Genomic DNA, 16,081 nt, shown 5'->3' on the forward strand with positions numbered 1-16,081 from the left:
AGTTATGGTAAAAGAATCACAAACCCGCTTCGTCTCTCCCAAGGCTTGGAACCGCATCGAGCAGTGGTCCCGCCGCAAACCTGTGTTTGCGCTCATGGGGGAATTCAGTGCAGGCAAATCGACGTTGATGAATTTCCTGCTGCGCAAACAGGCACTGCCGACGCAGGTCACAGCGACGCAACTGCCGCCGATCTGGTTCAGCTGGGGCAATCGACCCGCCTATATCAAACGCCATGATGGTAGTACGCAGAATATCGAATTGGATCAGCTTGAACAGGTTGGTGTCAACGACGCCCAGTTCATTCGCATCTTCCTTGAAGCCGACATTCTTGAGGCGGTCGACCTGATCGACACACCCGGCATTTCGGACCCGAAGATTTCGACGGATGTCTGGCAACGCGCAGTTGGCCAGGCCAATGGTGTGTTGTGGTGCACGCACTCGACCCAAGCTTGGCGGGAGACTGAACGTGCCACTTGGGTTTCGCTGCCAGAACGTCTGCAGCACAAGTCGCTGCTATTGGTAACGCGCGCAGATGCCTTGAATCAGAAAGACCGTCAAAAGGTCTTACGCCGTGTAAATCGGGAAGCGGGTCATTTGTTCAATCGCACGATCCTGTTCTCGGCCCGTGATGCCATCATGGCCCGTGACAAAACCGGCGACGCCGAGTTGTGGTCACGCAGCGGCGGCGGCAAGATGGTCGACAGTTTCCTTGAGATCACTGAGCAGATCATGGACAGCCGTGCGGATATGCTGTCGCGCTATCAAATTGACAAATCCCTGTCAGACGCACCCAAAGTTCAGCCATCGCGGCCCGAGAAAACCTCTGGCGATGCACCGCTGAAACTTGTCACGCCGATGGAAGATGGCTCTGCCGAGAATGATGTGGTTACAAGTTTCCCGGTACGCCCTGCCCGCGTGGAGCGTCGCACCGAGGAATCCGGACAGGCGCGGATTGATGCAGAAGAAGCCGAGCGGATGCGCGCGGAAATGGCGACCGAAGCGGAGCCTGCTGATGAAGACTTACGTGCCTTGTTCTCTGACAAGACGGAAGATCCGCTGGATTTGAACCTCTTGGCAAACCCCATCACCGACGTGGATGAGTTTGATTTCATGGATGACGATGATGAGGAAGAGCAGGAAGATGCCGAACTGATCGTCTTGGGCGAAGAAGAGGACGAAGCGGAAGCAGTCGAAGCTGCGGACACCGAACAAGAGCCGTCGGAAGACGCCGAAGAATCATCAGATATCGAAGTATCGGTTTCGTCGATTACGGCCCTGTTGGCGGAACAGTCGGAAAACTCGGCAGACGAATATGAACCGGAGCCCGAATCGAATGCGCTGGCTCCAAACCGCGTCGTATCAATGGTGGGTGAAGCTGCTGCCGAAGAGATTGAAGATGCAGCCGATGACAAGGCAGATGATTTGGGCGATCGCCTCATAGAAACGCCACTCAGTGCTGCAGCAATGTGGGGTGAAATCGTGGCGCGTGAGAACCTGCCTGACGATGCAAATGGCCTGAAAAGCGCCTTTGCAGCATTCTTGTCCGAGTTTGACCAGATTGCGTTGGAACATGACGCTAAGCGGAATCAAGACATACCGCGCGCCGTTTCTGAGGCTCGCAAAAACGGCGGAGCGGAGTGGCATGCGATTTAGATTAAACCTGAAGGTGGGCATCTGAATGTCGATTGAATCTGCTCTGGCTTCGGCCATCGAAACCATACCCGACTGCATCGCAGCCGGGTATGTCGACATGGAGACCGGCATGTTATTGGGCGTCGACGCGTCGGACCAAGACAGCGCTGATGCGCTCGAAAATCTCGCACTTGCAGTAGCTAATCTGTTTCAGGGACGCGGTATGAAGGGATTCGAAGAACTTCTGCGTGCGGCAAAAATCGACGATACTGAACACCCCGGATTTGGGGAAATCGCGGTGTTCTCAAACGACCGGCTGCACATCTTTCTCAGGACAACAGAATATCCTGATCACGTGGTATGCTATATCTGCCGCGACAGCGCGAATGTCGGGCTGGCGCTTACGAAATCACATCTCAGCCTCGGGCCGGTGGCGGCCGCGGTGTAGACGGGACCAGAGGGGGTCACGCATGATGGATAGTGAAATACTGGATATGCTCGAAGGGATCGGGCGGACTTCGGTCGCGCGCTTATCGCCTGCAATCTACCTATCGGGTAGCAGCGCACTGTTACGCCGGAATGAGGTGCTGGGGGCCATCCGGGGCACGATCTTGCCTCGGCGTTTGGAATTTACGGCGGCTGACGGGGCAACTTTGGCTATCGAAGTCAACAGCTCTCGGGTCACCGACGTATTCCGCTGTGCTTCGGGCCCTGTCCCGGATTTTGAAACCGAAGCACGCGAAAAACTGATCGAACGACTGGCGCAAGTGGTGTCGGAAATTGCAACGGCACCCGGCCCGCTTGAGTTGGTTTCTCTGCGCCCGGATACGGCGCTTGAGGCTGATGACGTAGGGGTTACCTTTTCGGAGGTCGAAGCGGCCTGCGCGCGGATTGAACTAATCGAAGAGCCGCGCATGGCCATCGTTTCCGACCAGACCTTAGAACCAGAAGCCCAGCCAGAAACTGCGTCACAAGGCGCCACCAGTATTGCCGGTAAATTCTTTGAGGGCGCGGATCGGTTCGCATTAGGTCGAATACTGATTGGGTCGACTGAAGACGAGATGCAATTTGACGGGTTGTGTGCGCAGGGCCAAGACGCACATCCGGACACGGATATATTGGCCCGATTCACCCGGGATCTGGCGGGATGGCAGGCCGATGGTTCCGATGCTTTAACTGATCCACAGCTGATCGTCATTCGCCCGACAGGTGGACAAGGCGCGGGTCTCGCCATCTTGTGCGACGGTCAGGAAACCGCCGCCGCCGTTCATGACGCCCGCAAGCTGGGCGCTGTCGTCAACCTATGGAAAACATTGAATAGCGCCGTTGAATAACCGCGTTCCTGCCAAATAGTGTCCACTTTGCAAAGTTAAAAAAAATACGAGTTACCAGGGTAAATCTTATGAGTGAGTTAAACCGCCGCGAGCTTATTCGCATCGCAGAAGACATGAACGGGACGAGCAATGACGAAACGCGTCACTTCATCTCGCGCATCGTTGACGACTTGTCGAACCTCAAGCCTTCGATAGCATTCGTAGGTCAAATCAAGGCCGGAAAATCGCGCTTGATCAACGGTTTCACCGGGCATGCAGAATATCTACCCTCGGACGTGAACCCATGGACGACAGTGATCACCGACATGCATTTCGGTCATCCGTCCGGTCGGACGTCGGGCGCCGAGTTTCATTTCTTCGACAATCGCCAATGGCAGGCCCTGATCGCCGAAGGTGAAGAGTTGCGCAACATGTTCCCTGATGAAGAGGACAGCTACAAGCGCGAGATGATCGAAGAGCAGGTCGAGGCAATGAAAACCCGCGCCAAGCTACGCTTGGGGGAAAGCTACAAACACCTTCTTGGCGAGCATCACGATCTGGATGAACTGACCTCGGATGACCTAGCGCGCTATGTCTGTGCCGGGGATGACCCGACAGATGAAGACCAGTATGACCCCGGTTCAGATCGGGGCCTTTACAGCGACATCACCCGTAAGGCCGAGGTCTATTTTGACATTGGCCATTTTCCGTATCCGGTGACAGTCACAGACACACCCGGTGTCAATGACCCGCTGCTGATCCGTGAAGAGATCTCGCGCCAGTATCTCAAGGAATCCGACTTTTTCGTCGTCGTGCTGTCTGCGCATCAGGCGTTGTCGCGGGCCGATCTGAAGCTATTCCGCCTGATGCAAGCGCTAGAGCTTGGTCAGATCGTGGTCTTCATCAACCGCGTGGACGAATTGGGTGGTGGCGCCGAAGATGCCGGCAAGGTGCGCACTGACGTATTGGATGGGCTCGAACAGGCGCTTGGCAACTCGGAGATTGACGTTCTGATGGGCAGCGCCCAATGGGCCCATTATGCGCTGACCGGGGATGAAACCGGAATCGACCATGATCAGATATTGGCGTGGTTGAGGGCGCATCCCGAACAGATGAAGCAATATCTTGACGGCGTCGAAGAGATCAAACAAGGTCCCGGCCCCATCAGCCGCGAAGGTGTATTGCGATTTGCCGCGATGATCGCGTCGGGCCTGCCCGATCTGCGCCGTCATGTGACCAAAGCCCTGACCGAAGGACCGCGCCAAGAACAGCTTAATATTGCGTGGCAGCACCTCAACAGTTTTGCCCAAGGTGAGCTTGAGCGCAGCACTGCACGGCTTCGTGCGATTGAAGAAAAGGATGGTCCCGACACAGCGGATGTCGAAGAAAACAACAAAACGCTTTCTGAGTTGCGCGCGCTAGTTGAAGATAAATCCAAGGCCATCACCAATGATATGGACGATGTACTGGCCAATTTGCGAGGTGTTATGGATGACACCGTCGCCGAGGCTGTCTCGATCGTTGTGCGCGGCCCTGATGGGCAATCGCCTTTGCTGGCCAAGGACGGAGATACCGAGCTCAACTTTACGCCTCTGCGTGAGCGGATGCGCGAGCTTGTTCAGGGCGCGACCCAGGTGGTGCGGCAGCGTATGCTTAGTGAGCTTTACGCAATCGATATGCAGACCAATGCTGCTTTGCGCGCCTTGCCCGGATGGCAGGAGCCCGTGGACAATCGCATGAATACCAGCGCGGTGCGTTGGTTCCGTCCGAATACAAGCGCGCTGACGCGTGGCATTACGGTTGAGTTGCGTGTGACATGGCTGTCGCGACTGATATCGCGTCGCAGTGTGTTGAACCGCGCCGAACGGATGATCGTTCAAGAGTTTGAGATGATCGGAGACGATCTTGTAGATACCGCCAGAAGCGACCTGATCGAACGGATGAAAACCGTTCTTGACCATTATATGGCGCTGCTGGCCGGGCATCTGGAACATCGCGCAGGCCCCGATGGGTCGAACGCGCGCGCCGAAGCGCAACGTGCGGTTGACCAAGCGCGGCGCATCAGCGATGAACTAGGGGCGGTGCACGGAACTGCACCCGTGGACACTCGACAGGCAGAGGCCGCAGAATGATTGAATTCCCCGGAACCGAGAAGGAAGTGCGCCAGCTAGAGCGTTTCCTGACCGCCACCGAAAATGCACCCTCATCGGCAGAGCTGGATGATATGCGCGCCCGCGCGCTGGCCCATGCCGAGCGGCTTTCGAACGCGGTTTCCATTGGTTTTGCCGGGGAGTTTGGAGCCGGAAAGTCCAGCCTTGCCAACATGCTGGCGGGGGCAGACATTCTGCCCACCGGGCCGCAGCATCTGAAATTGCCCCTGGTGATCGTGGCCTATGCTGATACGCCTGAGACAACCGTTGGTTGGTGGGACAAGGAACCCAAAGTCTATTCGGGTATAGCGCTGGAAAAGGCAGCGGCGGACGAACCCGATTTCATCTCGGTCGGGTTGAACACCCCTGCCCTGCAGGAGATTTCGCTGTTTGATCTGCCCGGTGCCGGTGCACTGGATGATACCTACAAACAGACTCTAAATTTGCTCGACTATGTGGATTGTGCGATCTGGTGCACCAATGGCACCAACGCCTGGCGTGAAACCGAACGCCATTTGTGGTCGCAGGTCCCTCAAAAGCTGCGCAATAACAGCTTGTTGGCTGTAACACATGCCGATTTGCCTCCGGTGCGGGATGCTCTGGATCGGGTAGTCGCACGCCTGAACAAGGAGAAGGGCGATTTGTTTCGAGCGGTTGTGACCATCGGCACCCCGGTAGCGGTACGGGCCATGGAACAAGAGCCTGAACCCGACTTTGCTTTGTGGGAAACCTGTGGCGGGCAGAACTTGGCAGAACAGGTTTTGCACATAGCCTCTGATCACCGTCGCCATGATCTTGAGGTCGCCCAAAAAGATCTGGCTGAAGAGTTTATGCCTTATCTGGAGAACCTTACTGGTGCGGCTTCGACAGATGGCGCTGAGGCCGACGGCAATACTGTGCAGGCAAGCCTAGAGGCCGCCCTGCCCCCCCTGGACAATCCGATCCTTGAAGACTGGCTTGCGGCCATCGCCAGCATTTACAACGATCTGCGTGAAAGCTCGGATATTGAACCGGCGGCCTTCCTGCAAAGCTGTCAGGAAATCGTCGAGGATTTTGCCGAAAGGTTAGAATCTGGTACCGAAATCGATCCCAAAGCAGACTGGATTCCGGCCGAGTTTGAAAAGGCCACTGACCTGTTGCTGTTGCTGCAGTTTGAAACCGGGGACGCACCGTTGAAGGATGCGATAAGCATTCTCGCACAACTCAGCGACAATCTGGCTTGGGCGGGCAGCTCTGTTGCGTCGGCCCCCCCAAAAACCGGCACATAAGTTTTTCCCGCTTGAATTGAGCCGCATCGCAGCGATTCGAAGCGTTCGGAATCGCCGCGATATTGTTTCGAATTCGTGGACCAAGCCTCTATTTCGGCGGTATAGAATCCATTTCTTTCATCAGGCAAACACAACATATAGTGTAGTGAAGGTTTGGACTGGCTATATAGGCGATTTCGATTTTTGTGATCCATAGTGAAGCCATCAGGCGGCCCCAATAAAGTCAAATTTGAAACGTCTAACCGTCTTAAGTGTCCTGCGGTTGTGTTTGGTTGTGAGTTCGCGGGCTGAAGCCCTGGTTATCTATGCCGCAATAAACGAGTAGAATGGGCGGGAAGAAATGAGCCACAACCAGGCGGTCGGCGCAACGCACGACGAACCTCAGATCGAAGGATTGCAGCCAGGTGCAAAGCTGCTGCGCGGACAGTATGAAATCCTCCGGTTCCTAAGCAACGGCGGGTTTGGGATCACCTATCTCGCGCGCGATAGTCTGGATCGCGATGTGGTCATCAAAGAATGCTATCCGGGGGCGCTCTGTCAGCGGAATGGTGATCTGGTCGAACCTGCCAACCCTGACCACAAAGAAGACCTGCGCTCCATTATCGACCTGTTCATTCAGGAAGCACGCAACCATGCGCGGCTGGTTCATCCCAACATCGTCGACGTGCATCAGGTGTTTGAGGACAACGACACCGCTTATATCGCGATGGACCTGATCCGCGGATGCGATCTTTTGGATTATGTCGAAAAACCCGAAAACAAGAGCGGACCGGACTTTATCGTTCAGGTCACCGAAAAAATGCTGTCTGCGGTGTCGTTCATTCACCAAAGCGGCATGCTACATCGCGATATTTCACCCGACAATATCCTGATCGATGAGAATGGCGAACCCATCCTGATCGACTTTGGCGCAGCACGCGAGCAGGCGGCACACAAGTCAGCGGCGCTATTGACGCTGCGCGTGATTAAGGACGGGTACTCGCCGCACGAATTTTATGTGCGTGGCGCGGATCAGGGCCCCAGCAGTGACCTCTATGTACTGGCTGCAACGCTGTATCATGCGATCAGCGGCGAGCGACCGATTGATGGCCAGACACGTTTGAATGCGTTCAACAACGGCCAAGACGATCCTTATGAACCGCTGACAGGGCGATTCAAAGGTTATCCTGACGGGTTCCTTGAGGCGATCGACAAAGCAATGGAAGTGCACGCCACTGACCGTGTGCAAACCGCATTGGACTGGCTGCGTATGTTCCGTGGTCCCGGTGTGATGTTCGACAGTTTCGCGTATCGCCCTGTTTCGGTCATTGTTGGCATGGATCGCAAAGACGAAGAGGCCGAAAAAGAACGGATCAAAGCCGAAAGCGAGAATGCGGAGGCCGTCGTGACCGCGCTGCTGGCCGGGAACTCTGATCTGGCCCTCGGGAACGAGGAAAAAACGGAAGACACTCTTGCTAAATTTGCACCTCAGGACGAGGCCGTTGCTGCAGTCGACACCGTTGTAAAAAGCGGCTCGGGCGGCAGTGGCAAGATGATCGCGGGTATCGCGATTGTATTGGCGGCTCTGGCCGGAGGTGGATACTTCGTAATGACGGGCGATCAGCAATCGCCCGAGGCAACTCCGGTGACTGCAGAGGTTCCGACTACTCCGGTGCCCGCAGAAGCAGCTCCGGAACCCGTCGAGCAGACCGCCGAAGCCACAACAGAGCCGCAACAGGCCGAAGTCGCTTTGGCATCAGAACCAGAAGCGGCGCAGGAACAACCTGTCGAGCAGGCTAATGAGGTGCCGGAAGCCGCCATTGTGTCAGAGCAGCAACCCGAAGAAATCGCTTTGGTGGAACCTGAAGAAGTGGAACCTGAAGTGACGGAACCTACGGTTGAAGACATCACACCCATCGCACCTGCGACGCCGGTAAATCTAGCCGAAAACCAGGTCGCATTTGGGCACTGGGATATTGAGATTCCATTCACGATGTCCAAGCGTCGCAGCTCGACCGGGAGTGTCATTGCCATCAATGGATTGAACGCCGGTCAAGATAGGTCGGTGATCGGGGATTGGGTCGAACGGGGCGCTACGATTTTTACTCTGAATGGTGAACCTATTCGTCCGGACACAACGCTTGCATCGTATGTTCTAGATAATTTCTCGGTCGACCCAGACGGGTATATCCGTGTAGCAGCGCGCTATCGCAGTCTGGGCGAAACGCGCGCGCAGAATGGATTGCTGGCCCTGCCCGCCTTCCGCAGTTTTGGCCTTCTGAACGGTTATTCGTTTGATGTGGCTCATGCGGGCGAGGCAGGTTGGCAAACCGTCGTCGCATCTGTTCCGGAAGAAGTTGCTGGCAGTTTGCAGCGGGGGGATGTGCTGCTGCGCGAAACACAGACTGGTGTCTCGATCAATGAGCCCGAGAGTCTGGACGGCATCCTTGCTCAACTTGTTTCCGACAACCAACCCGAGGCGCGCCTAAGCATTCTGCGCAACGGAGCTGAAAGTACTGCGGTCATGCAACTAACGCAGGAGTGATCGCCCAGTTGATGTGACTATCGCCAGGTCAGTGTGCTGGGGGTGCCGCCCATCGCGTCACCCCGTCGGGGACCAACCCGTCGCGACGTAAATGTTTCTCTGTTTCCTCTTCATCAGTGCCCTGCGCCTACGGCGAAGCGGTTTGTAGCAGTCCCGCGGGTAAAACCCCGCATCAGAAATCAAAGAAGGTGACGACACCATGTTCAAATACAAAAGCCCTCTGAGCCGGCTTCTAGAAGGTGCCGGAAAACCGAAAGAAGAAGATGCGGTGGAAACCGAAACCGAAACCGTTGCGGAAGCGGTCGAAACAGAAAGCGCTGCTCCGATTGCGGATTTCAACGCCCTGCGCGCGGCCCTTGCGGGTGGAAACGTTAGCTCGGACAGCTACGAGGAAGCAGACGAACTGATCCCCGAAGAACCGATGCCCGAGTTTACGGAAGACCAGATCGAAGATCAGGCGACCGAAGAAGAAGTGGCCGAGGTTCAAGAGGTCGAAGAAGATGAACAGATTGTCACGCTTCATCTGACTGCGGAAGACGAGGTTCAGGACGATGAACCCGAAGTCACCGTAGAAGAACCAGACGCCATCGAACCTGAAGTCGTATCTGAAGTTGCGGGCGAGGTGGAAATCGTCGCAGAACCCACACCGGAACCGGAGCCTGTTGATGTAACCCCGGAACCCGCCATGGTCGCACCTGCACCTGCACCTGCACCGGCTGAAGATCGGCGTTCTCGTGTGAAGACGACGTTTTTGGGTTTCGAGCGTGCAGACACGCATGTTCAGGAGCTGATGGAAACAGCTGAGCCCGTTGAAAAGACAGAAGCGGCCGAACAGACATTCCCGGTTGGCTGGCTGGTCGTGACCGCCGGACCGGGTCGGGGTGCCGCGATTACCTTGACCGAGGGATTGATGCAGATCGGTCGGAATGACGATCAGGCTATTCAGCTGGATTTCGGCGACACCGGGATCTCTCGCAGCAATCACGCCGTCATCGCATATGACCCAGAGGACCGGAAATGCTATCTGGGCCATGGCGGCAAGGCCAACTTGGTGCGCCTGAATGGCAAGCCTGTGCTCAGCACCATAGCCTTGTCCAGCGGCGATCTGATCCGGATCAGCGAAACCTCGATCCGCTTCACCGCTTTCTGTGATGACGGCTTTGACTGGCGGGATGCCGATTAATGCTGGCTACCCCTGCATATGATATTGCCCTGATCCTGGACCAGGGTCAGCGCGACTCGCAGGAAGACGCGATTGCTGCGCGGGTCTCTGACGCGGCAGACGCGGGTTATGTCGTGATTGCCGACGGTATGGGCGGCCATGAAGCGGGTGAAGTCGCTTCGCAGTTGGTCATTTCAGCCTGGCGCGATGCGATGGATGCCCAGTTGGATGGGCCCGACCTTGCTGAGAGCGCACTGCTCGACGCTCTGCCGTTGGCCGCAATGCAGGCCAACGCCGCTATGGCGAGCCATAGTGAGGAAAACGAGGTCAATCTGGGCTCCACCCTTCTGGGCATGTTGATGCTGGATCAACGCGTATTCTGGATCTCGATCGGTGACAGTCCACTTTACCTGTTCCGCAATGATGCCCTGTCACAGGTCAACGAAGATCACTCGATGGCCCCGGTGATCGACGAACAGCTCGCACAAGGATTACTGAGCGCGGAAGAGGCGCGGGGCCATCCGGATCGTAACCAACTGACTTCGGTGATCATGGGGGCTGCGATTCCAAAAGTGGATTGTCCGGAACAACCATTGGCGCTGATTGCGGCAGATGTACTGATCCTTGGCAGTGATGGCCTGCAATATCTCGGCAATTCCGAGATCGAAACGCTGGTGCGCACGCATATTCATTCCCCGGCTCGCGATATTGCTGATGCGCTGCTTCAAGCACTGCATGCAAAGGCAGACCCGGATCAGGACAACATTTCAATCGCCGTGGTCAAACCGGCACAGACTTAGACAGGCAGTGAAACAGGACAAAATGCGAAACCATCTTATCATATCCACCCTCGCTCTTGCTGCTGCAACAGGTGCAGCATCGGCGCAAGAGGCGTGTTCGACTTATGAAATCCAGCCCGGTGATAGCTTGCGGGAACTGGCAATTGCCGTCTACGCGACGGAAGATTACCGGATCATCTATGATGCGAACCGGGATACGATCGGGTCGAACCCCAATATCATTCGCGTCGGTGATGTTCTGACTTTCCCTTGTCTTGAAGATATCGGGCGCGCGGCGCAACTGCCGGATACCGAAGCTGGCCGCATGGCTGCCGAAATGGCCTCGGAACTGGTCAAAGCTGCCGAGGAACGGGCTGAAAAAGCCATTGCCGAGGCCGAAGCCCGCGTGGCCGCTGCAGAGGCCGAAGCTAAAAAGACCAGCGAAGAAGCCGTAGTCGCGGCCAAGGCTGCGGCCAAGAAAGAGATCGAAGCAGCGCGTGCGGAAGGTGCCGCATTGATCCGCAACGCGGATGGTGGCGAAAGCCCTGAAATTCGTGACCGTCAGATTTTGTTGATCACGGGTGGTAACTACGCCCCGTTTACGGATGAAGCGCTGCCAAATCGTGGGCTTTATACCAACCTGGTTGAAACCGCGATGCTGCGGGCCGCGCCCGAGCAGTCCTACAAGATTCAGTTCGTTAATGACTGGTCGTCGCATCTGGACCTATTGATGCCGACTCTCGCCTTTGACGCCACATTCCCTTGGTCGCGGCCGAACTGTGAACAAGCCGCTACGTTGTCGGAAAATGATCGTTCACGGTGCGAAACCTATAATTTCTCAAACCCATTCTACGAGGTCGTTGATACGTTCTTCGCAAAAAGCGGTTCGGGTTACGAAGAGACTCTGACTTATGCAGATTTCGCGGGCACAACGATTTGTAGGCCGGAAGGTTGGTCACTGTCGCATATGGATGCAGTTGGTCTTTACGAGCCTGCAATCACTTTGATGCGCCCCGTTTCACCCGATGATTGTTTTCGCGCAGTCATGGATGGCACAGCCGATATTGTCGCGATCGAAGCGCATCTGGCGGTCGAAGCAATCGGGCGTCTGGGCTACGAACATCAGATCATCGAAAACCCCAACCTAGCGGCAATCAAGTCGCTTAACGTCATGACCCACAAAGATAATCCGGATGGGGAAGCGATCCTTGAGACGCTCAACCAGGGTCTGGCGATCATGCAGCAATCAGGCGAGTGGCGCGACATCGTATCTACCGCACTGCGCTATCAAATGGAAAATGGCTAAGGCCTTGATTGGCCCAACGAAACAAAGTCTGGAGGAAGTGGACATGTTTAACAAGAAATTGAAGAAAGCAGTACTGTCGGCATCAGCCTTCACCGCCCTGAGCGCAGGTGCAGCCGCCGCTCAAGAGGCCTGCTCCAACTATACGGTTCAGGATGGTGACACATTGGCGACCATCGCCATTGCCGCCTACGGCACCTCAAACTATCAGCCGATCTTTAACGCTAACCGCAATGCAATCACCAATCCCGGTTCGCTAACCCCCGGTCTGGTACTGGCGCTGCCCTGTGAGGATGGCAGCCTGCCCAACGGTCAGAGCGCGCAAGAACTGATCGCGGCAGAAGAACAACGTGCTGCAAGCGTCAAGCGCTCGAATGTCTACGCGCCTCCGATCAAGATGGTCGCTGGCAACGGTTGGGAACCGTTCACTACTGAAGATCTGAGCGGCGGTGGCATCATGACCCGTCTGGCGACGACAAGCCTTCAGCGTGCTGGTAACAGCCGCGATTTCTCGGTCAGCTTTGTAGATGACTGGAGTTCGCATCTGGACACACTGTTGCCACTGGGTGCGTTTGATATTTCGATCGCGTGGACTGTTCCGGATTGTACCAACCGCTCCTATGAGTGGTCTGCAGAGACCGAAGCCCGGTGTACCCAATTTGTCGCTTCGGTTCCGGTATATGACATTGTCGGTGGTTTCTTCACTTTGCCTGAAAGCGAATACGCAAAGGCGACAGATTTCTCCGACCTTGAGGGCTCGACCGTTTGCCGCATGGCAGGCTGGAGCATGGTGGTGCTGGAAGAACAAGGGCTCAACCGCGAGAACACAACTGTAGTCCAACCCAATTCGGCCCGCGAATGTCTCGATGCCGTGTTGACCGGTACGGCAGATGTGGCTGCATTCGAAGTCGATCTGTTTGCCTCGACAATGAAAGACATGGGTTTGACCTCGGCGGATATTGTTGAGAACCCGTATGTTTCGACACTGTCTTCGATGAGCTTCCTTGCACACCGCACCAATCCATTCGCGCGCGAGTACATCGCGATGATGAACAAGGGTTTGATCGAGATGCGCGAATCCGGCGAATGGTACGCGATTATTTCCGACACGCTGCGCGAACAAAATGAAAAGCTGAACGCAGCATCAAACTAATCCCTCGGTCGTTATGACCTTTCTTAGGGGCCGGTCTTCGGACTGGCCCTTTTTTTGTCGGTGGGTCAGAATCTTCAATGATAACGGCAAAGCCAACTGACTAGGTCTCAGACGTGGCGCAGTCAGCATTTGGTCTTATTTGCACATACATAATGATTATTTTTATCCTTAATCGCTCATAAAAGGCGGCCGTCTACGGGAATCCCCGAATATTCAGCGTGAACGATAAGCGTAGGATGAACTCAACTGCACCGGTGAGGCGTAAGCCCCGCCACTCACTCAGAAAGAGGCTGGCTATGGGGGCTGGCCTTTTTCTTTTTCAGGGCATGAAAAAACCGGCCCTCTTCGGACCGGTTTCTTTTTAGGCGTTTATGCAACCCTTGGCTTATCCGATGATCGCATTCAGGGTCGCACTTGGACGCATCACCGCAGCCGCTTTGGCCGGATCAGTGTGGTAGTATCCACCCAGATCGGCGGGTGCGCCCTGCGCTGCCGCCAACTCGGACAAAATCTGTTCTTCTTTGTCCGCCAACTCTTTCGCGAGCGGTGCAAACTCGGCGGCAAGCCCAGCATCATCGGATTGCCCCGCCAAAGCTTCGGCCCAGTAACGAGCGAACCAGTAGTGGCTATCGCGGTTATCCGGCTGGCCGACTTTGCGGCTGGGTGACTTGTTGTTATCCAAAATTCCCTGCGTGGCAGCCTCGGCAGCGGCGCCCAGGACGCCCGCTTTGGCGTTGCCCTTGCTGTCAGCGAGGAAGTTCAGGGATTCTCCGAGCGCACAGAATTCACCCATGGAGTCCCAGCGCAAGTGGTTTTCTTCAACCAGTTGCTGAACATGTTTCGGCGCCGAACCACCTGCACCGGTTTCGAACAGACCGCCACCATTCATCAGTTTAACGATTGATAGCATCTTGGCCGACGTCCCCAGTTCGAGGATCGGGAACAAGTCGGTCAGATAATCCCGCAATACGTTACCGGTGATGGCGATGCTGTCCTTGCCCGCCGTGATAGTTTCCAGCGACTGGCGGGTTGCTTCACGCGGGGCCATAGTCAAGAACTTGTCGGCCACGCCTGCAGCTTCAAGCGCTGGTTTGACATACTTGATCAGCTCGGCGTCATGAGCGCGGTTGGCATCCAGCCAAAAGATCGCCTCGGACCCGGTCAGGCGCTGACGGTCCATCGCCAGCTGGATCCAGTTCTCGATCGGGGCCTTCTTGACGGTGCAGGCGCGCCAGATGTCGCCCTTTTCGACGTCATGGGAATGCAGCGTTTCGCCATTGGCCAGAACGATACGGATTGTACCATCTGCGGGCGCTTCAAACGTCGTCGGGTGCGAGCCGTACTCCTCGGCCTTCTGCGCCATCAATCCAACGTTGGCGACGGCTCCTGCGGTGGCTGGGTTCAGTGCACCATTAGCTTTGAAGAAGTTGATGGCCTCATCATACACCGGTGCATAGCAACGGTCAGGGATCACACAGTTAGTATCGCCCTTGGCGCCGGTTTCGTCCCAACCCTTGCCGCCAGCACGGATCACTGCGGGCATCGAGGCGTCGATGATAACATCAGACGGGACATGCAGGTTGGTGATGCCACGGTCCGAGTCCACCATATACATCGACGGACGATCCCCTTTGATCGCATTGATTGCGGCGACGATGTCTGCGTTGCCCTGAACCCGCTCAAGCAGGTCCCCCAGACCCGAGTTCGGGTTTACACCCAGTGCGTCCAGCTCTGCACCGAATTTTTCGAACACGGGGGCAAGCCACGCCTTGACTGCATAGCCGAAGATAATCGGGTCACTGACCTTCATCATCGTCGCCTTCATGTGCAGCGAGAACATGGTGCCGTCTTTCTTGGTGTCCTCAATGGCTTCGGTCAGGAACGACGACAGCGCCTTGACCGACATGAATGTTGCGTCGGCCACAGTTCCTTCGGCCAGTGGCCAAGCGTCTTTCAGAACCGTAACGCTGCCATCTTTGCCCACAAACTCAATCTTGGCATCGCCGGCTTGCGCCGCAGTGATCGTTGCCGATTTCTCATTGGCGTAAAAATCATTGCCCGGCATCGAAGACACCTTGGTCTTGCTGTCCGCGCTCCACTCTCCCATCGAATGAGGGTTCTTCTGGGCATAGTTCTTCACAGCGCGCGCTGCGCGGCGATCGCTGTTGCCTTCGCGCAGGACCGGGTTCACGGCCGAACCCTTGATGGCGTCATAACGCGCACGGATCGCCTTTTCGTCGTCCGTCGAAGGCTCTTCGGGGTAGTTCGGAATGTCATAACCCTGTGATTGCAGCTCTTCGATGGCAGCCACCAGCTGGGGCACCGACGCCGAGATGTTGGGCAGTTTAATGACATTTGCGTCCGGTGTTTTCACCAGCTCACCTAAAGCAGCCAGATCATCAGTAATACGCTGTTCGTCTGTCAGCTTTTCGGGGAAGGTCGCGATAATACGCCCGGCCAGCGAAATGTCTTTGGTTCCGACGCTGACACCGGCTGCTGACGCAAACTTGCGGATAATGGGCAGGAACGAGGCGCTCGCCAGCTCGGGCGCTTCGTCTACAATGGTATACAATACGTCGAAGTTCGATTTTTCTGCCATATTCCCTTACCTTTTTTAAGCCTTTCAGGGGCGTGCGATCCAAGAGCATGTGCCGCCGTGACATAGGCACCAATCCCAAAGGGGACATGACGGCCCCACGGGTGACTCTGATTTGACAGGGCCTCCCTTAAATGAGGATTGGCTTGGGATCAATCGTATTGAGCGGCGCAAATTGACACGGGTCGAATTAGTTTGGG

At 55.9% G+C, this 16,081-nt stretch carries 11 protein-coding genes; 10 read left to right on the forward strand and 1 reads right to left on the reverse strand.

All coding sequences use genetic code 11. The features are described from left to right. Positions 1–4: 4 nt before the first annotated feature. From AC2TEM_RS05910 to AC2TEM_RS05955, 10 genes are all read left to right on the forward strand, one after another. Entirely contained in the window at positions 5–1,654 is a 1,650-nt protein-coding gene (locus AC2TEM_RS05910; RefSeq protein WP_170422728.1) for a dynamin family protein, read from the forward strand. 25 nt (positions 1,655–1,679) lie between these two features. Beyond that, a complete protein-coding gene (locus AC2TEM_RS05915) occupies positions 1,680–2,081 on the forward strand; it encodes a hypothetical protein (protein ID WP_170393925.1) in 402 nt (133 codons plus the stop codon). Between the two features lie 22 nt (positions 2,082–2,103). Further along, positions 2,104–2,967 carry a hypothetical protein gene (locus AC2TEM_RS05920; RefSeq protein WP_170393923.1) on the forward strand — a complete coding sequence of 288 codons (864 nt, stop codon included), beginning with the start codon at positions 2,104–2,106 and terminating at the stop codon, positions 2,965–2,967. A gap of 68 nt (positions 2,968–3,035) precedes the next feature. Next, positions 3,036–5,078 (forward strand): dynamin family protein, encoded by a 2,043-nt coding sequence (locus tag AC2TEM_RS05925; RefSeq protein ID WP_170407302.1) that lies wholly within the window; start codon positions 3,036–3,038, stop codon positions 5,076–5,078. Next, positions 5,075–6,364: a dynamin family protein gene (locus AC2TEM_RS05930; RefSeq protein WP_170422730.1), complete on the forward strand. Its 1,290-nt coding sequence runs from the start codon at positions 5,075–5,077 to the stop codon at positions 6,362–6,364. The genes AC2TEM_RS05925 and AC2TEM_RS05930 overlap by 4 nt, the downstream gene beginning before the upstream one ends. A 340-nt stretch (positions 6,365–6,704) precedes the next feature. Then, positions 6,705–8,888, forward strand: coding sequence for a serine/threonine protein kinase (locus AC2TEM_RS05935; RefSeq protein ID WP_170422732.1), 2,184 nt, complete (start codon positions 6,705–6,707; stop codon positions 8,886–8,888). Positions 8,889–9,087: 199 nt separating this feature from the next. After that, on the forward strand, positions 9,088–10,071 hold the full coding sequence (locus tag AC2TEM_RS05940) for an FHA domain-containing protein (protein ID WP_170422734.1): 984 nt from the start codon (positions 9,088–9,090) through the stop codon (positions 10,069–10,071). Beyond that, positions 10,071–10,850, forward strand: a complete 780-nt coding sequence (locus AC2TEM_RS05945; protein ID WP_170422736.1) for a protein phosphatase 2C domain-containing protein — start codon at positions 10,071–10,073, stop codon at positions 10,848–10,850. The genes AC2TEM_RS05940 and AC2TEM_RS05945 overlap by 1 nt, the downstream gene beginning before the upstream one ends. A 22-nt stretch (positions 10,851–10,872) precedes the next feature. Continuing rightward, entirely contained in the window at positions 10,873–12,135 is a 1,263-nt protein-coding gene (locus AC2TEM_RS05950) for a transporter substrate-binding domain-containing protein (protein ID WP_170422738.1), read from the forward strand. A 43-nt stretch (positions 12,136–12,178) separates the two neighbouring features. Continuing rightward, on the forward strand, positions 12,179–13,285 hold the full coding sequence (locus tag AC2TEM_RS05955) for a transporter substrate-binding domain-containing protein (protein ID WP_170393909.1): 1,107 nt from the start codon (positions 12,179–12,181) through the stop codon (positions 13,283–13,285). Positions 13,286–13,670: 385 nt separating this feature from the next. Here AC2TEM_RS05955 and AC2TEM_RS05960 read toward each other — a convergent pair whose 3' ends face one another. Further along, entirely contained in the window at positions 13,671–15,884 is a 2,214-nt protein-coding gene (locus AC2TEM_RS05960) for an NADP-dependent isocitrate dehydrogenase (RefSeq protein ID WP_170407323.1), read from the reverse strand. Positions 15,885–16,081 lie beyond the last annotated feature (197 nt).

Source organism: Ruegeria sp. HKCCD3925, assembly GCF_057221175.1.